At 71.9% G+C, this 20,769-nt stretch carries 24 protein-coding genes; 17 read left to right on the top strand and 7 right to left on the bottom strand.

All coding sequences use genetic code 11. The features are described from left to right. Window positions 1–111 precede the first annotated feature (111 nt). Genes CCN29_RS02355 through CCN29_RS02345 form a run of 3 tightly spaced genes read left to right on the top strand, consistent with a single transcriptional unit; the run spans window position 112 to window position 1,905 of the window. The gene (locus CCN29_RS02355; protein ID WP_006133177.1) at window positions 112–687 is read left to right on the top strand and encodes a hypothetical protein; all 576 of its coding nucleotides are present in this window, start codon (window positions 112–114) and stop codon (window positions 685–687) included. Next, on the top strand, window positions 668–1,336 hold the full coding sequence (locus CCN29_RS02350) for a hypothetical protein (protein ID WP_031062933.1): 669 nt from the start codon (window positions 668–670) through the stop codon (window positions 1,334–1,336). Before CCN29_RS02355 ends, CCN29_RS02350 begins: the two co-directional genes overlap by 20 nt. Continuing rightward, on the top strand, window positions 1,333–1,905 hold the full coding sequence (locus CCN29_RS02345) for a hypothetical protein (RefSeq protein ID WP_086679848.1): 573 nt from the start codon (window positions 1,333–1,335) through the stop codon (window positions 1,903–1,905). Before CCN29_RS02350 ends, CCN29_RS02345 begins: the two co-directional genes overlap by 4 nt. An 81-nt stretch (window positions 1,906–1,986) precedes the next feature. Here CCN29_RS02345 and CCN29_RS02340 read toward each other — a convergent pair whose 3' ends face one another. The 3 genes from CCN29_RS02340 to CCN29_RS02330 all read right to left on the bottom strand — a co-directional run bounded on the left by CCN29_RS02340 (window position 1,987) and on the right by CCN29_RS02330 (window position 4,508). Continuing rightward, window positions 1,987–3,066, bottom strand: a complete 1,080-nt coding sequence (locus CCN29_RS02340) for a hypothetical protein (RefSeq protein WP_107481664.1) — start codon at window positions 3,064–3,066, stop codon at window positions 1,987–1,989. Then, the gene (locus CCN29_RS02335; protein WP_086679846.1) at window positions 3,063–3,731 is read right to left on the bottom strand and encodes a hypothetical protein; all 669 of its coding nucleotides are present in this window, start codon (window positions 3,729–3,731) and stop codon (window positions 3,063–3,065) included. The genes CCN29_RS02340 and CCN29_RS02335 overlap by 4 nt, the downstream gene beginning before the upstream one ends. Window positions 3,732–3,860: 129 nt before the next feature. Continuing rightward, window positions 3,861–4,508, bottom strand: coding sequence for a hypothetical protein (locus tag CCN29_RS02330; protein WP_086679844.1), 648 nt, complete (start codon window positions 4,506–4,508; stop codon window positions 3,861–3,863). Between the two features lie 477 nt (window positions 4,509–4,985). Between CCN29_RS02330 and CCN29_RS02325 the strand changes: the two genes are divergently transcribed. From CCN29_RS02325 to CCN29_RS02280, 10 genes are all read left to right on the top strand, one after another. After that, the gene (locus CCN29_RS02325) at window positions 4,986–5,717 is read left to right on the top strand and encodes a hypothetical protein (protein WP_031062925.1); all 732 of its coding nucleotides are present in this window, start codon (window positions 4,986–4,988) and stop codon (window positions 5,715–5,717) included. A 17-nt stretch (window positions 5,718–5,734) separates the two neighbouring features. Further along, window positions 5,735–6,622, top strand: a complete 888-nt coding sequence (locus tag CCN29_RS02320; protein ID WP_006133164.1) for a hypothetical protein — start codon at window positions 5,735–5,737, stop codon at window positions 6,620–6,622. Continuing rightward, window positions 6,619–7,926: a TadA family conjugal transfer-associated ATPase gene (locus CCN29_RS02315; RefSeq protein WP_006133162.1), complete on the top strand. Its 1,308-nt coding sequence runs from the start codon at window positions 6,619–6,621 to the stop codon at window positions 7,924–7,926. Before CCN29_RS02320 ends, CCN29_RS02315 begins: the two co-directional genes overlap by 4 nt. A gap of 52 nt (window positions 7,927–7,978) precedes the next feature. After that, entirely contained in the window at window positions 7,979–8,935 is a 957-nt protein-coding gene (locus CCN29_RS02310) for a type II secretion system F family protein (protein ID WP_037817467.1), read from the top strand. A 14-nt stretch (window positions 8,936–8,949) separates the two neighbouring features. Then, window positions 8,950–9,864: a type II secretion system F family protein gene (locus CCN29_RS02305; RefSeq protein ID WP_031021879.1), complete on the top strand. Its 915-nt coding sequence runs from the start codon at window positions 8,950–8,952 to the stop codon at window positions 9,862–9,864. An 85-nt stretch (window positions 9,865–9,949) separates the two neighbouring features. After that, a complete protein-coding gene (locus tag CCN29_RS02300) occupies window positions 9,950–10,201 on the top strand; it encodes a hypothetical protein (protein WP_006133157.1) in 252 nt (83 codons plus the stop codon). 98 nt (window positions 10,202–10,299) lie between these two features. Continuing rightward, window positions 10,300–10,680 (top strand): TadE family protein, encoded by a 381-nt coding sequence (locus CCN29_RS02295; protein ID WP_228679082.1) that lies wholly within the window; start codon window positions 10,300–10,302, stop codon window positions 10,678–10,680. Further along, on the top strand, window positions 10,680–11,114 hold the full coding sequence (locus tag CCN29_RS02290; protein WP_006133152.1) for a TadE/TadG family type IV pilus assembly protein: 435 nt from the start codon (window positions 10,680–10,682) through the stop codon (window positions 11,112–11,114). The genes CCN29_RS02295 and CCN29_RS02290 overlap by 1 nt, the downstream gene beginning before the upstream one ends. Continuing rightward, entirely contained in the window at window positions 11,111–11,581 is a 471-nt protein-coding gene (locus tag CCN29_RS02285) for a pilus assembly protein TadG-related protein (RefSeq protein ID WP_086679842.1), read from the top strand. The genes CCN29_RS02290 and CCN29_RS02285 overlap by 4 nt, the downstream gene beginning before the upstream one ends. Before the next feature lie 403 nt (window positions 11,582–11,984). After that, entirely contained in the window at window positions 11,985–12,212 is a 228-nt protein-coding gene (locus CCN29_RS02280; protein WP_031021882.1) for a hypothetical protein, read from the top strand. A 43-nt stretch (window positions 12,213–12,255) separates the two neighbouring features. On the opposite strand, the gene CCN29_RS02275 is transcribed toward CCN29_RS02280, so the two are convergent. The 3 genes from CCN29_RS02275 to CCN29_RS02265 form a co-directional block, all read right to left on the bottom strand. Continuing rightward, window positions 12,256–12,582, bottom strand: coding sequence for a hypothetical protein (locus tag CCN29_RS02275; protein ID WP_006133148.1), 327 nt, complete (start codon window positions 12,580–12,582; stop codon window positions 12,256–12,258). A 108-nt stretch (window positions 12,583–12,690) separates the two neighbouring features. Further along, window positions 12,691–13,737 (bottom strand): hypothetical protein, encoded by a 1,047-nt coding sequence (locus CCN29_RS02270; protein WP_442538216.1) that lies wholly within the window; start codon window positions 13,735–13,737, stop codon window positions 12,691–12,693. A gap of 2 nt (window positions 13,738–13,739) precedes the next feature. Then, on the bottom strand, window positions 13,740–13,973 hold the full coding sequence (locus CCN29_RS02265) for a hypothetical protein (protein ID WP_442538215.1): 234 nt from the start codon (window positions 13,971–13,973) through the stop codon (window positions 13,740–13,742). Between the two features lie 247 nt (window positions 13,974–14,220). On the opposite strand from CCN29_RS02265, the gene CCN29_RS02260 reads away from it, so the two are divergent. The 4 genes from CCN29_RS02260 to CCN29_RS02245 all read left to right on the top strand — a co-directional run bounded on the left by CCN29_RS02260 (window position 14,221) and on the right by CCN29_RS02245 (window position 19,834). Continuing rightward, window positions 14,221–17,208, top strand: coding sequence for an AfsR/SARP family transcriptional regulator (locus CCN29_RS02260; protein ID WP_086679837.1), 2,988 nt, complete (start codon window positions 14,221–14,223; stop codon window positions 17,206–17,208). A gap of 13 nt (window positions 17,209–17,221) precedes the next feature. After that, the gene (locus tag CCN29_RS02255; RefSeq protein WP_006133144.1) at window positions 17,222–17,959 is read left to right on the top strand and encodes a prepilin peptidase; all 738 of its coding nucleotides are present in this window, start codon (window positions 17,222–17,224) and stop codon (window positions 17,957–17,959) included. Between the two features lie 68 nt (window positions 17,960–18,027). Further along, entirely contained in the window at window positions 18,028–19,227 is a 1,200-nt protein-coding gene (gene mqnC / locus CCN29_RS02250) for a cyclic dehypoxanthinyl futalosine synthase (protein ID WP_006133143.1), read from the top strand. Window positions 19,228–19,234: 7 nt separating this feature from the next. Beyond that, window positions 19,235–19,834, top strand: a complete 600-nt coding sequence (locus CCN29_RS02245; protein WP_031021932.1) for an imidazolonepropionase-like domain-containing protein — start codon at window positions 19,235–19,237, stop codon at window positions 19,832–19,834. A gap of 18 nt (window positions 19,835–19,852) precedes the next feature. On the opposite strand, the gene CCN29_RS02240 is transcribed toward CCN29_RS02245, so the two are convergent. Further along, on the bottom strand, window positions 19,853–20,769 hold a 917-nt coding region (locus CCN29_RS02240), incomplete at its 5' end, for a chitinase (RefSeq protein WP_086679835.1).

Below are 20,769 nucleotides of genomic sequence, written 5' to 3'. Positions count from 1 at the left end.
CGCCCCGCCCCGAGCGTCTCGCCCACGGCGTTCAACGCTGCCCTGGCGGCATAGGGCATGGTCCCCCCCCCGCAATCGAAAGCACATGTCATGACACACGATGAACAGAATGTGGGACCGCGGCAGTTCGTCGGCCGACGCGGCGGTGACACCGCCACGTTGGTCGACGGCTCCGTGATCGCCGGCGTGCCGGAGGCGAAGCGGGCCGCTGAGGAGGCGGGACGCGAGCTCCGGTTCGACTTCCTCGACGACGAGGCGGTGCTGGACCTTCTGCACCGGCGCCATGCCGATGAGGAGGAAATGTTCAGCGCCGGCTTCAAGCACGGGGTGCCGCTCGCGCTCGTCGGCTTCGGCGCCGTCGTGTACTGGGGCGGTGTCGCCCAGTACTGGGAGACCCCCACCTCCCGGAACGCCTACCTGGCGGTCGCGGCGGCCGTCCTGGTGACGCAGATCTTCTTCTTCGTACGCAGTGCGATCCGGGTCTGGGGCGACCCGGTCCGGCAGAATCTGCGGGCGCGTGCGGCGAAGTACCGCGAGATCGCGCACATCGCCCGACGCGGAGGGGCCGAGATCCCGGCCCACTATCCGCACTACGGGCCCTACCCGTTCGCCGCGACGTTCCGTCCCGACGTGGACGACCGCGAACAGTCCCGAAGCAAGGGTGCAGATGACCACGGAAACGGCTGACGCCGCGCAGCGCACGCTCACGGGCGACCACGGCATAGAGGTCCGCTGGATCATGCCCGAGGGCTTCTTCGAACTGCCCTTTGAGGCGGACGACCTGGACGAGCTGGCGGATCAGCTGGTCGCCCTGGCCAAGCAGGCGCTGCCGGGCGCCGACGAGGAGGTGCAGCTCCAGTACGCCGCGATGTGCGCGGCGCACTACGACGAGTTCATCGAGGCCGGTGTGCAGTACGCCGGGTTCGTCACCACGGAGGTCGACGGGGTCCGGTGCACCGCGACGGTGAACGTCAGCCTCATGGACCTCGACGAGCGGGCGGGCCGTAACCCGGCCGGGTTCATCGCGACCACGATGCGGCACCTCGGGCTGGGCCAGGTCGACGAGGTGCACCTGCCGTGCGGCCCGGCGGTGACCTGCGTCGGCAACCGGGCCTCGAACGTCGACGGCGCGCTGACGCAGTCGGGTCAGGACGAGCCGATCTGGACGTCGTTCATCCAGGTGCAGATCCCCCTGGACAACGGCACCGTACTGATGATGGAGATGGGGACGCCCACGGTCGAGGGGTGGGACGTCTTCTCCGCCATGTTCGCCGGCATCGTGAAGAGCGTCCGCCTCTTCGACGACTCCGGGGCGCCCCTGGTGATGCCGGGGTGAGCGAGTCGTCCGGGAGCGGCGCCGCGCCGGCGACGGCCGGCGCCCGGGACTACCGGCTGCTCGTCCCGCGGGAGTGGTTCCGCGTCGACCTCATGCAGGACCGCTGGCGTCGTCAGCTGAAGACCTTCGTGGAGAAGCAGGCGGACGGCCGGCAGGTCCCGGCCGAGCTGACGCGGAACGTGTGGGCCACCCTGCGCAACACCGCGGAGGCGGGTCTGGCGCGGGGCGCCATGGAGTTCTACCTGCTGACCCTGTCGCGCAACGGAGGGCTGCCGGCGTCCCTGCTCGTCTCCCTCATGCCGCCGGGCGGGACGCCGGCCGATCCCGAGGCGTTCGCGGCGTGGATCGAGGCACGGGAGGACGGCGGGCGGCGTGAAGTCGGCGTGGTCGACGTCCCGGCAGGCCGGGCGGTCCGGGTCGCGGGGCCGACGTCCCTGGACCTTCACGTCGTCCTGCCGGGCGGGACGGGCTACCTCACCCTGTCGTTCTCCGCGCCGGTCGTCGGCATGTCCGGTCCGATGCTGCGGCTGTGCGAGGCCATTGCGGGGTCGCTGCGGTGGGTGGAGTGACGGCGACGGCGGCCTGCGGTTCGCCCGTGACGTCCGTACGGCTCCGCCCGGCGCGCGGGCGGAGCCGGGACCGGGCCGCTGTCAGCGGTTGACTGCCTGGATTTCCTGGACGGTGACGGCCTGCCCGTTGCCGAAGGTGCCGTCGGGGAGGTCGCCTCCCGCACCGCCGGTGCCGGTCCAGGAGATGTCCCAGGTGATCGTGGCCTGGAGGTTGTACGTCCCGTCGCCCGACGAACGCAGGTACGTGATGCCGCACGGCGGAGTGCGGTCCGCCTTGCCCCTCGCGTACGGCTCGCCGATGGAGTCGTCCTCGTTGATCGTGCACTCGCCGGAGGCCGGGTAGGTCACGGCGTCGTCGGTCCCGGGCTCCAGCGTCAGGGACACCGGCCGCGCCGTCGTCGTGGCCTCGATGTTGAAGCCCGGCACGTTGATGGCGGCCGTCGCCTGCACGTCGTCGAACACGGCCTTGTCCAGCCACGCCCAGGTGGGCAGGTTCACCTTGGTGGTCTGCTCCGGTGCGAGGCTGACCTCGGTGTCGGGCAGTTGCATGTGCTGGTACGCCAGCGCGGCGAGGATCTCCGGGGTGACGGCCTCCTCGTACTGGGGAGGCGGGGCTTCACCGTTGTCGACCCAGAAGGGGAGGTCGTTGCAGGAGTTGCGCTTCAGCAGGTCGGGCTCGTTCGGGTTCTCGACGGCGGCCCAGAACATGCCCTCGCCGTCCTTGTCGACGTTGTAGTCCTTGTAGCCGGGAGTGTCGGTCCAGCCGTACTCGTCCTCGTAGTGACGCTTCAGCTCGCTCAGCGCCGCGCCGGCGTGGCCGCCCATGCCGGGGGCGTTCATCTGGCTCTCGATGTCCCCGGACATCTTCTTCTTGAAGTCCTTGGCGCCGAGGTAGGGGGCGTACCAGCAGGGCGGCGGCGTCCAGTTGACGTCGGCGGAGGTTACGTTCCCCTTGCTTCCGTTCGCGGCGACGGAGCCGGAGTATGTGATGCGGGCGGTGGCGTAGATGCCGCCGTCGTCCTTCCCGCCGGACTGCTCCATGCCGCCCTCGGTGTTGCCGGGGATCTCCCCGGCGTAGGCCGTACCCGTGAGGGTGAGACCGAAAGCCAGTGTCAGGACAACCGCGCCGGTGACGGCGGAAGTGAGGCGTGGCTTGGTCACTGGCACTTCGCCGCCTTCCCCTCCACGTACACCTCGGACGCCTGCCAGAGGCCGTCCCCGGTAGGCGCCTTCACCATGATGATCTTGAAGTGGTCGAAGTCCGTCAGGCTCGGCGTACCCTTGATCACCTTCCCGGTCTTCACTTCCTTCGAATAGAACTTGGTCGAGTCGACGCAGAAGGCCACTTCCACCGCGTCACCGGCGGGCGTCGAGCGCGTGGTGGCCTGGTAGTGGCGACGGGTGCCGGTGGCCGTCCACCCGCCCTCGAGCCGGGCGTTGATCTGCGTCTGGCCGTACGTCAGTCCCTGGCCCTTGGAGTAGGCCACCAGGGCGGCGTCGTCGGTCGTGCGCTTGTCGATGCCGTGGTAGATGGCTCGGACATAGTTCGCGGCGTCGTCCATGGCGGCCGCCTCGTTGTTGTCCTCGGGCTTGTCCCAGTCGAAGACCAGCTTCATGTCCGCGGGCAGCGACACGTCCACACCGTCCGGCTTCTCCTGCTCCGGCGCCGCCGGCTCCGCCGACTTGCTCGGCTGCTCCGACCGCTGGCCCGCGCCCTCGATCTGGTCGCTGTCGGCGGACCCGTCGTCCCCACCTCCGCAAGCTGTGAGCAGCAGAGCCGTCGCGGCGGCGAACGCGGCGGCGGTGGGCAAGGTGCGGCGCTTCACAGTGACTCCCCGTGAGACAGATGTGCAGTCAAGGGCAACGACGGTATCGGTGCGGCATGTGGTTCGCCAGGTCGGCATGCCTCGCCGGGGGGGCCTGCCTGACCAGGGCGTGGGTGAATCGTGAGGAGCTCATGCCTGAGGTGTGAGGAGCCGGGTGCCGTAGGTGATCCGGGGCCGAGACGTCACGGGCGGTCGTGCAGCACCAAGGAGCGTCCGCGGTTCCGCCGAGTGCCTCCGAGGTACCGGCGGGACGGTGGGGGAGTCGTCGGTCCGGACGGTCGCGTCCGGCTCCTGCGGGTCCACTCGGGGGTACGTCGGGACAGGCGCGCGTCTCTTCTCGCTGACGCCCGGTGTACGGCCCTCCAGCCACGCCGGTACGTGGGCCGGTTCGTAGCCGTGGGCTACCGCGAGGCCCAAAACCTCGCGGTAACCGGTCAGGGCCCCCTGGGTGAGTTCACGCTTCCAGCGGACGTGGACGACGGTGAAACACGCCACGGCTATGAGCAGCAGGGGGCCGGTGGGGGCGTAGGACAGGAGCGGGTCGCCCGCCAGGGCGGGGAATGCCGATGCCAGCAACGGCCAGAAGACGGCTGCCGTGAGGAAGAGGGCGCCCCACCACACCAGAGGGCCGCGCTGGATGCGTTCCAAGGTACGGCGCCGTTCCGCCAGCAACGCGGTCACCGCCGCGTCGTCCGTGTAGTCGACGCCGTGGCGCACGCCGATCGCGCGCACCTTCTCCAGCAGGCGTGCGTCGCTCGCCAGCGTCGATCCGTTCAACGGAAGCAGTTCCGTTCGTGTTTCCGCCGCTTCTGAGTCCCCTGTCCCCGTACGTTCCGCCCTCACCGGTCCGGGCGACGAGCAGGGCATGGCCGTCACGCGTCCTCGTGAGTGAATCGTGCAGAGCTCATGTGCGGTGCGTAAGGGGACGTATGGCGTGTGTGGTCGGCCGGGAGGGGTGGGGGTTCGCTCGCGCACAGGCGGTGGGCCGGTCCCAACTGGGTTGTTCAACAGTGAAATTGCAGATGAGTAACGGTGTGCGCGGCAAGCCGGGTGAGGCGGGTTCCGTCTTGAGGGGCTTATGTGTGGCTGATACGGTGCGATGGCTTGACACTCACCACAGTGTTGGCTATTTGCCCAGGTCGGGCGGGTAGGTCCGACCCGTCGGGCTTGTCCGTGCGCGAGCAGACGTGGGTGAAGTGTCGGTCCTTACAGGGAACTTGCAGACATCATCTTGGGTGTACGGGGAGCGGCTGCGTGAAGATCCAGGAGCGTACGGGGGCGGGCGCGGGTCGTTCCGCGGTGCCGGCCGGGCCGTCGGTCGGGGACCGGCTTCCCACTCCGCCCCGTGAGCGCAAGCCCGCCCTCGCCGCGCTGGCCGTGCTGCTGATCCTGGTGGGCGCGCTCGGCGCCACCATGCTCGTGCTCCAGGCCGGTGACCGGATCGAGGTCGTCAAGATCACCCAGGACATCCCGGCCGGGCAGGCGGTCACCGACAGCAACACCACGTCGGTGATGGTCGCCGAGGACCCGGGCATCGACTACGTCAAGTGGTCGCAGCTCGACGCCCTGAAGAAGCTGAAGGCCGTCACCACCATCCCCGGCGGTGCGGTCGCCGTCGGCCAGATGTTCGGCGAAGGGGCCGACGTGCCCGAGGGGAAGTCCCTGGTCGGCCTGTCCCTGAAGGAGGGGCAGTACCCGGCGGGGCTCAAGTCCGGTGCCACCGTGGCCGCGTACCGCGTCGGCGGGACCTCCCGGTCCGACTCCGGCGACGGCGAGACCGGCGGCTCCGGCGGCTCCACCGGCGGCGGTGACGCCGTGATCGTGGAGAAGGCGGTCGTCGACTACGTCAAGGAGACCAAGGGCGACGACCTCGTCAGCAGCACCAACCTGCCCGTGACGCTGCTCGTCGACGACGCGCAGGCCGCGGCGCTCACCCAGGCCGCCTCCAACGGCGAGGTGGCTCTCGTCCTCGTCACTGGCAACTAGAAGGCGGCACCCCACCCATGGCCCTCATCGCCCTCGCCGCCGACAAGGGTTCCCCCGGCGTCACCACCGCGGCCGTCGCCCTCGCGGCGGTCTGGCCGCGCCGCGTGCTGCTCGCCGAGACCGACCCGGCGGGCGGTGACCTCGTGTACCGCAGCGCCGCCGCGCACGGCGGCCCGCTCAACCCCAACACCGGCATGCTGTCCATCGCCGCCACCGCGCGGCGCGGCCTCGTGCCCGACCAACTCTGGGACCACGTTCAGCCGTTGAGCGGCGGGCTCGAGGTCCTCGTCGGACTGGGCGTCGCCGAGCAGGCGGCCGGCCTGGCCGGTCTGTGGCCGACGCTCGGGCGCGCCTTCGCCTCCCTCGCCGACTCGCCCAACGCGCCCGCCGACGTCATCGCCGACTGCGGCCGCATCAGCGGCGACACCCCGGCCGTCGAGCTGTTCCCGCACGCCTCCCTGGTGCTGCTCATCTCGCGCACCGAGCCCGAGGCGCTGGCCCGCGTGCGGGACCGGGCGGCCGCCCTGGCCGGCAAGCTGCACGGCGGGTCGCGCGGCGCCGCCACCCTGAACAGCCCCGTCATCGGCGTGGTCCTGGTCGCCGACCCGGGCAACGCGGCCAAGCTGGCCGGCCAGGTCAACGACATGCTCGTACACGCCCAGACCGGCGCCCGCGTCGTCGGCACCCTCGCCGACGACCCGGCCGGCGCCGAGCAGCTCGCCGGGCGCCGCCGCGGCCGGCTGGACAAGTCGCTGCTGATCCGCTCGGCCCGCAAGGTCACCGCCGACGTCTACCAGCAGTACGGCGCCGCCTGGGCCGCGCAGCAGCAGGCCGCGCAGGCCCAGGCCGCCCAGCAGCAGGCGCACGCAGGTCCGCCGCCGCAGGGTCACGGAGCCGGGCGATGACCGCTGTCGACCACTCCCTGGTCAAGCGGTTCCGTCAGGACGCCGGTGACCGGATCGCGGAGCAGCGCCGCCTCGACCAGGTCAACGGCGTCACGCCGATGTCCGGCGAGGACGAGCGGCAGTACGCCCGTGCCGTCATAGCCCAGATCCTCGAGGAGCACGCCCGCTCCGAGATCAACGCGGGCCGTACGCCGCTGGACGCGGAGACCGAGGAGCAGTACGCGGCCGCCGTACACGCGGCCCTCTTCGGGGTGGGGCGGCTCCAGCCGCTGCTCGACGACCCCGAGGTCGAGAACATCGACATCAACGGCTGCGACCAGGTGTTCGTCGGCTACGCCGACGGGCGCGAGGTGCGCGGCGAGCCGGTCGCCGAGACCGACGAGGAGCTCATCGAGCTGATCCAGGTGCTGGGCGCCTACTCCGGTCTGTCGTCCCGGCCCTTCGACTCCGCCAACCCCCAGCTCGACCTGCGGCTGCCGGACGGTTCGCGTCTGTCGGCCGTCATGGACGTGGCCCGCCGGCCCGCGCTGTCCATCCGCCGGGCCCGCATGGGCAAGGTGTTCATCTCCGACCTGGTCGGCAACGGCACGCTGACACCCGAGCTCGGGCACTTCCTGGCCTGCGCGGTCCGCGCCCGCAAGAACATCATGATCGCGGGCGCCACCAACGCCGGAAAGACGACGCTGCTGCGCGCCCTCGCCAACGAGATCCCGCCGCACGAGCGTCTCATCACCGTCGAACGCGCCCTGGAGCTCGGCCTCGACACCTTCCCCGATCTGCACCCCAACGTGGTGGCGTTCGAGGAGCGGCTGCCCAACTCCGAGGGACAGGGCGCCATTTCGATGGCGGAACTGGTCCGGCGGTCACTGCGTATGAACCCCTCCCGCGTCATCGTCGGTGAGGTGCTCGGCGACGAGATCGTGACCATGCTGAACGCGATGTCGCAGGGCAACGACGGCTCGCTGTCCACGATTCACGCCAACAGCTCCAGCGAGGTGTTCAACCGCATCTCCACCTACGCCCTCCAGGCCACCGAGCGGCTGCCGATCGAGGCGAGCCAGATGCTCATCGCCGGCGCGGTGAACTTCGTCGTCTTCATCCAGCGGCGCAACGGCTTCCAGAACGGCGGCCGGCTCCAGCGCATGGTGACCTCCGTGCGCGAGGTGAACGGCGTCGACGGGCGGGTGCTGTCCAGCGAGGTGTTCGCCGAGACCCCCGACGGCCGGGTGGCCGCGCACGCCCCCATAGCCTGCCTGGAGGAACTGATGGCCCACGGCTACCGGCCCAGCGGAACGTGGGGGTGAGCCGGTGACGCGTACGACCACCGACCTCGCCGCGCTCGACTCGCTCGGCGCCATGGGCGGACTGTTCTCCACCACTGTGCTGTACGCGCTCGCCTGCGGTGTCGCCGTCGGCGGCGGCCTCGCGCTGTTCCTCGTCGCCGTACGCGGTCTTCCGGCGAAGCCCGACCACGAGAAGCAGAAGGCGAGCGAGCGGGCGGGCGAGCTGATCCGGTTCGCCGGGCGGCGCGGTTCACTCGCCGCGCTCGTCGGCCTCGCCGTGCTGCTGATGACCCGCTGGGCGGTCGCGGGCATCGCCTCCGCCGTGCTCGTCTTCTTCTGGGACCGCCTCTTCGGCGGCGCCTCCGAGGAGCGGGCCGCCATGCGGCGCGTGGAGGCGCTCGCCTCCTGGACGGAGTCGCTGCGCGACACCATCGCCGGCGCGGTCGGCCTGGAGCAGGCCATCCCGGCGTCCGCGCGGGCCGCCGCGCCCGTGCTGCGCCCGCACCTCGACGCGCTCGTCGACCGGCTGCGCGCCCGCACCCCGCTGCCCGAGGCGCTCCAGCAGCTCGCCGACGAGATCGACGACGCCTCCGCCGACATCATCGTCGCCGCCCTCATCCTCAACGCCCGCCTGCGCGGCCCCGGTTTGCGGCAGGTGCTCGGCGCGCTCGCCAAGTCGGCGCGCGAGGAGGTCGACATGCGGCAGCGCGTGATGGCGCAGCGCGCGTCCACGCGCCGCTCGGTGCAGATCGTCGTCGCCGTGTCGATCGCGTTCGTGCTCGGACTGTCCATCTTCAACCGCGACTTCGTCGAGCCGTACGGCACGGCCGTCGGCCAGGTCGTCCTCGCCTGCGTGTGCGGGCTGTTCGCGCTGGGCTTCTGGTGGCTGCGCAAGCTGTCCACCATCGAGACGCCCGAGCGCTTCCTCGTACGCGACGACTCCTCGGTGCGTCTGGTGCGTCCGCGCACCCCGGGCGCCGGGCCCGCGCAGGCGTCGCCGTTCCAGCCGGAAGAGGGGGTACGCCGGTGAACGACCAACTGACGATGCCGGTGGTCGTCGGCGCGGTCGTCGGACTGGGCGTCTACGTCCTGGTCCGCGCGCTGATGCCCACCAAGCGCAGCGCCCTCTCGCAGGTCGCCCGGATCGACGCGATGCGGGCCCGCGGCACGGCGTACGAGTCGGCGCGGACCACGGACCGGGAGCCGTCCGGCCGCTTCGCCTCGCTGCGCGCGCAGGTGGGCGAGAAGGTCGCCGAGATCTACCGGCAGCAGGGCTGGGAGCAGCGGTCGCTCCGCGCCGACCTGGCCGTCCTGGAGCGCAGCTGGGAGAAGTTCCTGGCGACGAAGGTGCTGCTGGCGGTGGCGGGTCTGTTCTTCGGGCCGTTCCTGTTCGCCATCGTCTGGCAGCTCGGCTTCGGCAGCAGCCCGGTCATCCCGGTGTGGCTGGCGCTGCTGTGCGCGGTGCTGTTCTTCGTCCTGCCGGACCTGGAGGTGCGCCGGGACGCCGCCGAGAAGCGGCGCGACCTGCGCCGGGTGATCGGCGCGTACCTGGACCTGGTGTCGATGAGCCTGGCCGGCGGCCGGGGTCTGCCCGAGGCGCTGATGGCGGCGGCCGAGGTGTCCGACGGCTGGGCCACGCAGCGGATCCGCAACGCTCTCGCCGACGCCCGGATCACCGGCATCAGCCAGTGGCAGGCGCTCGGCGCGCTCGGGGAGGAGCTGGGCGTGGAGGAGCTCAAGGACCTCTCCGCCTCGCTGGCGCTGGTCGCGGACGACGGCGCGAAGGTGCGGGAGTCCCTCGCCTCGCGCGCCGAGACCATGCGGCACCGCGAACTCGCCGAGATCGAGGGCAGCGCGGGTGAGAAGTCCCAGTCGATGCTCGTGGCGCAGCTGCTGCTGTGCGCGGGGTTCCTGGTGTTCCTGATCTTCCCTGCGGCGATGCGGGTGTTCCAGGTGTGAGATACCGGACCGGTGAGCCGCGAACCGCGGACCGCACGCCGTACGTCAGAACTTCCGTGAACCGAATTCGAGAGGACAACGCGTCATGAACGGACGTACCTTCCACACCGGCATCCCCGCCGTCGACTTCCTGGTCACCTTCATGCGGGCGCGCGTCGAGCGGGCCCGCTCCGGCGAGCTGGACCGCGGCGCCTCCGCGGTCGAGTGGGTCATCATCTCGGCCGTCGTCGTGGCGATCGTCGGCGTGGTGGCCGCGATCATCAACGCCGCGCTCAGCGAGGGCGCCAACAAGGTCGGCGACTGCATCAAGGGCGCGGACGCGGGCAAGACCTGCTGACCGCACACACCTACTCGACGTCGACGGGGATGCCGGTGCGCGTACGCAGCTGGGTACGCCGACGGGTGGAGGCCGCCTCCGCCCGCGGCGATTCCGGCATGACCGCGATCGAGTTCGTGTTCCTCACGCCCGTCCTGTTCTTCATGATCTTCGCGACGGTGCAGTTCGCGCTGTACTTCTTCGCCGATCATGTCGCCCAGGCGGCGGCGCAGGCGGGCGCGCGCAAGGCGCGGGCGACGGCGGACGCGGAGCCGGGCGGCTGGCGGGGCGAGGCGCGCGAGGTCGTGGACAGCTATATCCAGCAGCTGGGGCCGCAGTTGGTGATCGCCCCGGACGTGAAGATGCTGCAGCCGGAGCAGAACACGGTGGGCGTGGAGATCACCGCCCGTATCCCGACGGTGTTCCCGGGCCTGGACCTGACGGTGCACGCGCGGTCGGCGGGACCGGTGGAGCGGTTCGTGCAGGAGGGGGAGAACTGATGCGCCGTTCCCTCCGGAGTCTGCGGGAGACGTGGCAGGAAACCTCCGACCAGGGTCTGTCCACCGTCGAGGTCGTCATCCTCGCGCCGGTGATGATCCTGTTCATTCTCGTCCTGGTGGGCTTCGGCCAACTGGTCGACGGGCGGGGCGCGTTGGACGGCGCGGCGCGGGACGCGGCCCGTGCGGGGTCGATCCAGAAGGACCACGCCACGGCGATGGCCGAGGCGCGGGCGGCGGCGGAGGCCAACCTCCGGGACGTGTGCTCGGGCCCGGTGACCGTCGTCCAGACCAGCCGGGGCTTCGAGCCGGACACCCTGTTCAGCGTCGAGGTGAGCTGCGAGGTGCGGGGCCTCGCCATGCTGGGCCTGGACATCCCGACGACGCTGACCGCGAGCTTCAGCTCGCCGCTCGACCCGTACCGGAGGACGGCGTGAGGGCGGCGCGTGCGCGGGTGCGGAACTGGCTGTCGGACCGCCGTACGCGGCTGGACGACCGCGGCTCGGGCGCCGGCGCGGTCATCATCTTCACGCTGGTCTTCCTCTCCCTGGCGGCGTTCGTCATCGACGGCGGCATGTCGATCTCCAAGCGGGAGCGCGCGGCGGACATCGCGGAACAGGCGGCCCGCTTCGCCGCCCAGGACATCGACCGCGAGGCCCTCTACGACAACGAGGGCGGCCCCGCCCCCATCAACTTCGAGAACTGCGACGCCCGGGTGAAGGCCTTCGCCCGCGAGATGGACATGTCCGGCCCGGACATCGCCGCCACCCACTGCGTGACGGCGACGGTCGACGCGGTCGAGGTCGAGGTCCAGCTGACGTACTCGCCCGTGTTCACGGGGATGTTCTACGGCGGCGACGTGGTGGTGCACGGGCAGGCCGTGGCGGAGAACGAGGTCGGCTGACGCCGCGTCGGACGACGAGCCCGCGCTCCGGCCGGCCGCGGCCCCGGACGGCCCTGACCGAAGAAACCAGAAAATCGGCACAGGGTTCACCTGGCCTTCCCACGGCGGGTACGAATACCGGTCGGCACGCCGCATTTCGGCGCCGCAATTCCGGTGAGGGGTCATGTACGAAGGGCGGACGTGAAGAAGCTGCGGTCTCCTCACGGCCTGTCCGTCACATCTGTGACGTGCGTGACGCTCCGGCATGCGCTGCCGCACGGACGCCCCTGGTCGACCGCATCCTCGCGTGCTTTGATCGGTGCCGCGGTCGCGGTCCGTCGCGGCAGGCAATTCCGTATTCCCCGACGGAACTCGGCGGACATTCTCGCGACGCACTGTCCGATACGAAGGGAAACACGCCCCCATGAACCTCGTCCCCCGAGTGGAAACCGCCGAACTCTCCGACGCCGACCTGGACCACGTCTCCGGCGGTCAGTCCGTCTCCGCCGGCCTCGACGCCGGCGTGGCCGTCGTCCTCGGGCACGGTTCCGTCGGCGTGGGTGTGTACGCCGAAGCGGGTCCCCTCAGCGTCTCCGCCGGTCTCGGCGGTTCGGTGAGCCACGCGGGCGCCGTGCACACCACGATGGTCTGAGTGCCGTACCCGGCTCCGGTCCGTTCGCGGGCCGGGGCCGGGCTCATTTCTTCTCCCGCTTGTCCTCGACCTTCATCTTCTCGTTGACCTGCTTGGTGAGTTCGTTCTCGAGCTTGTTGAATTCACGGACCACCGCGTCGGACATGTCGGCGAGCGCGTCGAGCTGCTGCGTGATGTCCTCGCGCCCGTCCTCCCAGTTCGACTCGAAGTCGGAGAGCGCGTCGTTCACGCCGCCGTCGCCGATGTCGTCCTTGTACTGGTCGAAGAGCTTCTTCGTGTGATTCATCCGCGTCTTCACCGACCGCAGCCGGCGCCCGTAGTCCTCCAGATCGGACAACGGAAGCGCGAGATCGCTCTTTCCCTCACCCATGTGAATTCCCCCTCGGTGACCCGCGGCCGACCCTCACCCTGAGAAGGGTACGACCCGGAAGGCCGGGCCGGGCCGGGCCGGCCCGGGCCGGGGCGTCGCGGACACCGGTCAGCGGTTGACCGACTGGATCTCCTGCACGGTCATGTCCTGGGTCGTCTCGAACGTGCCGTCGGGGAGGTCGCCCTGGGCGCCGCCCGTGCCCTGCCAGGAGATCTCCCAGGTGATCGACGCGGTCAGGCGGTACGGTTCGCCGCCCGAGGCGCGCAGGTAGCGGATCCCGCACGGCGGAATCTCGTCCGCGCTGCCCCGCGTGTACGGGGTGCCGATGGAGCCGTCGGCGTCGATCTCGCAGTCGCCGGAGGCGGGGTACGTCTCCGCGTCCTTCGTGCCCGGGTCCAGGTGCAGGGCGACGGGCTTGGCGGTGGTCTCGGCCCACAGCCCGGTGTGGGGGAGCTCCGCGCGGACGGTGACGTCCTTGAAGGCGGCCTTGTCCAGCCAGACCCAGGTGGGCAGGTTCACCGTGGAGCGGTTCGTCGGCTTCAGCTCGATCTCGGTCTCCGGGACCTTGACCTTGTCGTAGGCGTACGCGGCGAGCACCTCCGGTGTCGGGGCCTCCGGTTCGTCCGGGACCTCGCCCGCGTCCTGCCAGAACATGAGACGGCTGCACAGCGAGGTGTCGTCGAGGGCGGACCAGTCAGGGGCGACGCCGCGCCAGAAGTAACCGTCCCTGCCCAGGTTGTAGTTCTTGTAGCCGGGCACGTTCGCGGGCGTGCCGAAGTAGTTCCGGGCTTCCTTGCCGTCCCTGAAGTGGTCGGTCCACAGCCCTTCGCCGTACCAGCCCTGCCGGATGCTGACGTCCCCGGCGGCCTCTGTCTCCGCGAAGTTCTTCAGCTGCTCCGGCGTGAACACGGGCTCGTACCAGCAGGGCGGTGGTTCCCAGGTCGGGTCGACCGACGACAGGGTGCCTTTGCCGCCCGTGGGGCCACTGGTATGGGTGACCTTGATGCGGGACGTGGACGCCTTGGCCGTCAGCTCGTTGCCGTTGACGCCGCCGACGGGACCGTCGCCCCGGGTGCCGCCCCCACCGACGGCGTGGGCGGGTCCAGGTGCCAGAAGCGTCGTGACCAGCACCAGAGGTGCGAGAGCGCGACGCATCCTCACTTCTGGCAGCCTCCCCGCTCCGAGCGGACGGAGACCGTCTGCCAGACGCCCTGCTCGTTCTTCGTCATCGACACGGAGTAGAAGACCTCGGGGTCCGTGCCGGGCGGATTGCCCTCCACCTGGCCGGTCTTGAGGTTGCGCGTCGACGCCTTGCTCTCGTCGGTGCCGTAGTTCAGCACCGCGTTGTCGCCCCCGGAGCCGAGCACGACCTCGGGGTCGAAGACGGGCACTGCGGGCCACGGACGATTCCCCCTGTTGTCGGCTGTATGTAGGCGACAACGAAGCTGTCAGGGGCATTTGTGAGGCCCCGGCGGATCGTGTGGGGGACGTGAGAAGCGCCCCGGGGCGAGGCGGGGCGGCAGGGATAGGGACCTGTCGGCCGGAGACCTGCGGCACCCCTTCGACTGCGGCCATTCGAGTCAATAAGATCCCCTTAGCCTCAACGACCCCTTCCTCCCACACCTCAGGACACCCGCCATGCCGCGACGCCGCAGTCCCAGCTCGTCCAGCTCGACGGCCCCGAGGAACCGGACGCCGCAGCCCGTGCGGGTGCGGCAGCGGACGTTCGGGGACTTCGTGAAGGCGTTCCTGGCGTTCGTGGCGCTCGCGGTGCTGCTCGTCGGGGTGCCGGCCGCGCTGGCGATGACGGCGGGCTGGCCGTTCCCGGAGACGTTCGAGCCGATGGAGTGGCTCAAGCAGGACATCTCCGTCTCGACGTTCCTCGGCATCCTCACGTTCGTCGTGTGGCTCGCCTGGGCGCAGTTCACCGCATGCGTGCTGGTGGAGATGAAGGCCGCCCTGTCGGGCGTCGGGGTGCCGGGGCGGGTGCCCGGCGCCGGGCCCAGCCAGCTGCTCGCCCGGCAGCTCGTCGCCGCGCTGCTGCTCGTCGGCGCGACCGCCGCCAGCTTCACCCCGTCGCTCGCGCAGCTCGGCCAGACCTTCGACGACACCCAGCGGCCCACCGTGGCCGCCGCCCAGCAGACGCCGGGGCTGTTCGCCCAGCAGCAGGAGCAGGCGGCCGGCGCCGCCGCCGCGGTCGCCGAGCAGGCCTCGCACAGCGAGGCGGCCCCCGCCGCGGCCGAGAAGCAGGGCGACACGAAGTTCTACCGGATCCAGCCGCCCGAGGGGCGTCACCACGACTCCCTGTGGGAGATCGCCGAGCGGCACCTCGGCGACGGCCGCCGCTACAAGGAGATCTTCGAGCTCAACAAGGACCGGGTGCAGCCGGACGGTTCGCGGCTGTCCGAGGCCAGTCTGATCCGGCCCGGCTGGATCATGGAGATGCCCGGCGACGCGCGCGGCGGCGACCTCGTCGAGATGCCGGACGACGCCCCCGAGGTCTCGCCCGAGGTGCGGGAGCAGATCAGCGACTACGCGAGGACCGGCGACGGCGCGTCCGGCGGCGGAGACCACGCACAGGGCAGCGACCAGGCACAAGGCGGCGACCAGGCACAAGGCAGCGGCGGCGACACCGCCCAGGTCGGCCTGCCCGAGCAGCGCCCCGCCCCCGGCACCGGCCACGCCGACCTCAAGCGTCCCGCGCCCGAGCAGGCCGCCACGCCCGCCCAGGACTCCTCGTCCTTCGGGCTGCCCGAGGCCCTGCTCACCGCGCCCCTGCTGGCCGCCGGTCTGCTCGGGGCGCTCGGCCACCGGCGCCGGCAGGCCCTGTGGCAGTCGGCGTTCGCCGGGATCGGCGGGCGGCGCGGCATGGAGCCGCCCACGCCCACCGGTGACGCCCTCGACGTGCAGGACGCGCTGCTGGTCGGCGCCGACCCCGAGGGCGTACGGCTCCTCGACCGGTCGCTGCGCGGGCTCGCCGCGTCGCTGGCCGCCGAGTCCCGTCCGCTGCCCACGGTCTACGCGGCCTGGCTGAGCAACGGCGACCTGCACCTCCAGCTCGCCCAGCCGTCCGGCAAGCCGCCGTCCCCGTGGCAGCTCGGGCAGGACCAGACGTTCTGGATGCTGGCCCGCGCCGACGCCGAGTCGTACGAGGACGTCGACACCGCCGCGCCCTACCCCGGCCTGGTCAGCCTCGGCACCATGGACGACTCCCGGCTGCTGCTCAACCTGGAGTCGGTCCCCGGCATCGTGTCGCTGAGCGGCCGTGAGGAGGACCGCGCGGCGGTGTTCGCGTCCGTCGCCGCCGAACTGGCCACCAACGGCTGGTCGGACCGCATGACCATCACCCTCGTCGGCTTCGGCGAGGACCTCACCGCCCTCGCGCCCAGCCGGCTGCGCCACCTCGACGGCATCGAGGCGCTGATCGAGACGATGGAGGCGGAGACCCGGCAGCGGCGCGGCGCGCTCGGCGCCGCCGGCCATGACTCGGTGCTCACCGGCCGTACCGGCCCGGCCCAGCACACCCGTTGGGCCCCGCACCTGGTGCTGCTGGCCGCCGAGCCGTCCCCCGAGGACGCCATGACGCTCGCCGAACTCGCCGCCGACGCGAGCCGCCTGGGCATCGGCTACCTCGTCGGCACCGGCAGCGGCGATCTGCCGGGCGCCGCCTGGGAGATGGAGATCACCGGCGAGGGCCGGCTGCTCGCCCCGCTGCTCGGGCTGGAACTCGACGCGCAGCTCCTGCCCGCCGCCCACCGGCGTGCGGTCGTCGAGCTGTTCACCGACGCCGACCCGGACCGCAGCCCGGACGGGCCCGGCACCGCGCCGCCGTTCCTCGTCGACATCAGCGAGCAGGGCCGCCCCGCGGTGTACGCGCGCCTGGTCGGGCCGTACGAGATCATCGGCCTGGAGACGCCGGACGGCGAGCGCAGCGCGCTGCTGCACGAGGCGCTGGCGCTGCTGCTGCTGCACCGCGAGGGCGTGCACCCGCGGGTGCTGTCCTCCGCGCTGTGGCCGCGCGGCGTCACCGACGACGTGCGCCAGGCGCTCCTCGACCGGCTGCGGGACTGGCTGGGCACCGACCCCGACGGCACCCCGCGGCTGCGCACCGACGACAACGGCCGGCTCACTCTCGCCAAGTCCGTGGTGTCCGACCTGGACGTGCTGCGCTCGCTGTACCACGAGGCCACGCAGGGCAAGGGCGTCGACAGCCGGGCGGTGCGCGGGCGGCTGCTCACCGACGCGCTGGTGCTGGTGCGCGGTCCGCTGCTGGCCGACCGGCCGGAGGGGCGCTACCGCTGGCTCACCCACGAGATCGTCGACGCGCAGCTCCCGCTGCTCGTCGCGGACACCGGGCTCGCGCTCGCCGAGTTCCACATGGAGAAGGACCGTGCGGAGAAGGCCATCGAGGCGCTGAACGCGGCGCTGCGCACGGCTCCGGCCGACGAGCGGCTGTGGAACGGACTGCTGCGGGCCACCCACGCCCTGGACGACCCGGCGCGGCTCACCGCCCTGGCGTCCGACCTGGTGGCCCGCAGCGGGGCGCGCGGGCTGCCGCCGCGCACCGAGGCGCTGCTCGACGACCTGCTGCCGACGTGGCGCGACGCGGTCGCGGCGGCCGGCTGAGCGGCCGTACGGGATGACCGGGGGCCTGGAGTACGCGCTGATCGCCGTCGCCGCGCTGTGGGGCGCGGCGGCCGGCGCGCTGCTGCCCCGCGCCGCCCACCGGTTCGCCGTCCCGGCGGGGGAGCAGTGGCGCTCGGCGTGCCCGCAGGGACACCCGCTCGCGGGCTGGCTCGGCCCGGCCCGCTGCCGGGCGTGCCGGGGAGCCCCGTACGGCACCGGCGCCCCCGTCCCCGTCACGGTCACCGCGCTGGTGTGCGCCGCCCTCGCCGCCGCCACCGGGACCCGGCCGGAGCTGGCCGTGTGGCTGCTGCTGGCGCCCGCGGGCGTGCTGCTCGCGACGGTCGACTTCCGGGTGCAGCGGCTGCCCGACCCGCTCACCCTGCCCTTCGCGGCGACGGCCCTGGCGCTGCTGGGCCTGACCGCGCTGGTCCCCGAGCACGCCGGGGAGTGGACCACCGCCCTGCTGGGCGCGCTCGCGCTCGGCGCCGGCTACTTCGTGCTGTTCCTGATCAACCCGGCCGGCATGGGCTTCGGCGACGTGAAGCTGGCGCTCGGCGCGGGCGCGGTCCTCGGCTGGTACGGCTGGCCCACGGTGCTGCTCGGCACCCTCGCCGGGTTCCTGTGCGGGGCGCTGTACGGGGGCGCGCTCGTCGTCGCCCGGAAGGCGGGCCGCAAGACGTCGATCCCGTTCGGCCCGTTCCTGATCAGCGGGGCGTTCGTCGGGCTGCTGATCGGCGCGTACACGGCCTGACGTCGGCGCGCCGGGACGGCTGACGTACGCTGATTCCGTCCGTCCACACCCCTGCGAAAGGGACACCGGTGACCGAGAAGGCCGACCTTCAGCCCGTCCTCGACCGTGCCGCCGCCGGTGGGCGGATCACCCCCGAAGAGGCCCTGGTCCTCTACCGTGACGCGCCGCTGCACGCGCTGGGCGCCGCCGCCGACGCCGTGCGCCGCCGCAGGTACGCGGGGACCGAGCACATCGCGACGTACATCATCGAGCGGAACATCAACTACACGAACGTGTGTGTCACGGCGTGCAAGTTCTGCGCCTTCTACGCGGCCCCGAAGGACACGAAGAAGGGCTGGACCCGGGACCTGGACGACATCCTGCGGCGCTGCGCGGAGACGGTCGAGCTGGGCGGCACGCAGATCATGTTCCAGGGCGGTCACCACCCGGACTACGGCGTGGAGTACTACGAGAAGCACTTCGCGGCCATCAAGAAGGAGTTCCCGCAGCTCGTCATCCACAGCCTGGGGGCGAGCGAGGTCGAGCACATGGCCCGGATCTCCGGCGTCTCGGTCGAGGAGGCCGTCACGCGGATCCACGCGGCCGGTCTCGACTCCTTCGCCGGCGCGGGTGCCGAGCTGCTGCCGGAGCGTCCGCGCAAGGCGATCGCCCCGCTGAAGGAGTCCGGCGAGCGGTGGCTGGAGATCATGGAGATCGCCCACAACCTGGGTGTGGAGTCCACCTCCACGATGCTGATGGGCACGGGCGAGACCAACGCGGAGCGGATCGAGCACCTGCGGATGATCCGTGACGTGCAGGACCGCACGGGCGGCTTCCGGGCGTTCATCCCGTACACCTACCAGCCCGAGAACAACCACCTGAAGGGCCGCACGCAGGCGACCCTCTTCGAGTACCTGCGCATGATCGCGATCGCCCGGCTCTTCCTGGACAACGTCGCCCACATCCAGGGCTCGTGGCTGACCACCGGCAAGGAGGTCGGCCAGCTCTCGCTGCACTACGGCGCGGACGACCTCGGTTCGATCATGCTGGAGGAGAACGTCGTCTCCTCCGCCGGCGCCAAGCACCGCTCCAACCGGCTGGAGATCATCGACCTGATCCGCAAGGCGGGCCGGGTCCCGGCGCAGCGTTCGACGACGTACGAGCACCTCGTCGTGCACGACGACCCGGCGAACGACCCGGTCGACGACCGCGTCGTCTCGCACATCTCGTCCACCGCCATCGAGGGCGGCACGGCCCACCCGGAGCTGAAGCTCCTGCCCGCCAACTGAGCGTCCCGTGCTGACACTTCACGTCGCCGAGGCCTCGCCCGGGACCGCCGTCCTGGTCGACGGCGCGCGGATCGCCGCCGTCGGCCCGTACGAGGAGCTGGCCGCCGCGCACCCGGACGCCCGGCTGCGGCGGTGGCCCGGCATCCTGACGCCCGGACTGCTCAACCCGTACGGCCCGGAGCTGCTGGAGCAGGCCTACCACCCCGACCCGCGCGAGGCGGACCGGCTCGGCACCGAGCCGCTGTTCGGGCTGCGGGCGCGGGCGCTCCTCGCCTCCGCGCCCGCCGCGCGGGGCGCCAGTGCGCGGCGCGGGGTGCAGCGCCTGCTGGCCCACGGTACGGTCGCGGTGGCCGGCGAGATCCGTGGCCGGGAGGCCCTGGACGCCGTCCGCAGGGCCGGGCTCGTGTTCGGCGGCCGTCCGCCCGGGCTGTCCGGCCCCCCGGCGCTCTCGCCGGTGCCGCTCGTGCTGCTGCCGGCGCTGACCGCCGGGAGCCCCGCGCGGTTCGCGGTGTTCGACGTGCCCGACCGCGAGGCCCTGGTCCGGCAGGGCGCGTCCACCTGCGTGGCCACCGTCGTCGGCGGCCGTCTGGTGCACCGGCGGCGCTGACGGCGCGGCCGGCGCTCCTCACCCCGCCAACGCGTCCCCGAACGCGCCGGCCTCCTGCTCCACCCCGCTGCAGTCGGTCAGCGGGTCGTCCGCGGCGTCCCCGTCGCAGGGGCGGTCCCGGAACGCCGACCACACCGACACCCATGCGACACCGTGGTCCTCGGCGAAGGCCCGCACCTGCTCCGCGTCCTCGAGCGTGAACGTCTCGTTCGCCACGTCGTTGACACCGAGCATCGGGGTGAGCGCCATGCCCCGCCATGCCTCGGCCCCGGACAGCCCGAAGACGTCCCGCAGCTGGGCGTGCGCCGACCGGGCGGCTTCGAGCGCGTAGTCGCCCATGTCGCCGTCGTACGACTCGGCGTAGTTCATCGTCATGAGGTTGACGGTGGCGACCTCGACGTCGTGGTCGTTCGCCGACTCCAGCAGCGCCAGGCTCTCCTCGTCGAGCCCGGACGGCATGACCGGGAGGGTGAACGTCACCTCCAGGCCGTCGCGTTCCTCCTGGAGCAGGGCGATCGCCTCCGAACGCCGGTCCACGGAGGGGGAGTCCGTGAGGTCGTCGCCCTCGATGTCGAAGTCGGCGCGGGTGGTGCCGGCCGCGTCCAGCGCCGCGCCGTACGCCTCGGCCAGGTCCTCGGCGGTGTCGCAGGCGGCCGCCAGCTCGTCGCCGTGGGCGCCGCCGAAGGAGACCCGCATGTCGGCGCCGGTCCGGGCGAGCGCCGCGATCCGGGACGTCACCTGCGCGTCGTCGACGTCCTGGACACCGTCCCAGGCCGGGGCGCAGCCGTCGCCGGAGGAGATGACGAAGGCGAGGTTGTACGTCGTGGGGGAGCCCGCCGCGTCGGTGGCGGAGGCGGTGGAGGCGTTGACGTAGGGCGCGTACGCGACCGGCGCGCGTCCCGCCGCGTCCGCGTCCGCCGCGGTGTCTCCGGCGG

This window comes from Streptomyces pseudogriseolus (assembly GCA_002154585.1).
Classification (GTDB): domain Bacteria; phylum Actinomycetota; class Actinomycetes; order Streptomycetales; family Streptomycetaceae; genus Streptomyces; species Streptomyces pseudogriseolus.
Note: the sequence above shows the minus strand (reverse complement) of the source record. Positions and strands in the feature narration are given on the sequence as shown.

Bases quoted from the DNA above. Each gene is read 5' to 3' on its own strand.
- CCN29_RS02350 (WP_031062933.1), top strand. From the start codon at position 668: ATGACCACGGAAACGGCTGACGCCGCGCAGCGCACGCTCACGGGCGAC.
- CCN29_RS02320 (WP_006133164.1), top strand. From the start codon at position 5,735: ATGGCCCTCATCGCCCTCGCCGCCGACAAGGGTTCCCCCGGCGTCACC.
- CCN29_RS02270 (WP_442538216.1), bottom strand. From the start codon at position 13,737: ATGCGTCGCGCTCTCGCACCTCTGGTGCTGGTCACGACGCTTCTGGCA.
- CCN29_RS02290 (WP_006133152.1), top strand. From the start codon at position 10,680: ATGCGCCGTTCCCTCCGGAGTCTGCGGGAGACGTGGCAGGAAACCTCC.
- CCN29_RS02255 (WP_006133144.1), top strand. From the start codon at position 17,222: ATGACCGGGGGCCTGGAGTACGCGCTGATCGCCGTCGCCGCGCTGTGG.
- CCN29_RS02275 (WP_006133148.1), bottom strand. From the start codon at position 12,582: ATGGGTGAGGGAAAGAGCGATCTCGCGCTTCCGTTGTCCGATCTGGAG.
- CCN29_RS02280 (WP_031021882.1), top strand. From the start codon at position 11,985: ATGAACCTCGTCCCCCGAGTGGAAACCGCCGAACTCTCCGACGCCGAC.
- CCN29_RS02260 (WP_086679837.1), top strand. From the start codon at position 14,221: ATGCCGCGACGCCGCAGTCCCAGCTCGTCCAGCTCGACGGCCCCGAGG.
- CCN29_RS02315 (WP_006133162.1), top strand. From the start codon at position 6,619: ATGACCGCTGTCGACCACTCCCTGGTCAAGCGGTTCCGTCAGGACGCC.
- CCN29_RS02310 (WP_037817467.1), top strand. From the start codon at position 7,979: ATGGGCGGACTGTTCTCCACCACTGTGCTGTACGCGCTCGCCTGCGGT.
- CCN29_RS02300 (WP_006133157.1), top strand. From the start codon at position 9,950: ATGAACGGACGTACCTTCCACACCGGCATCCCCGCCGTCGACTTCCTG.
- CCN29_RS02305 (WP_031021879.1), top strand. From the start codon at position 8,950: ATGCCGGTGGTCGTCGGCGCGGTCGTCGGACTGGGCGTCTACGTCCTG.
- CCN29_RS02295 (WP_228679082.1), top strand. From the start codon at position 10,300: ATGACCGCGATCGAGTTCGTGTTCCTCACGCCCGTCCTGTTCTTCATG.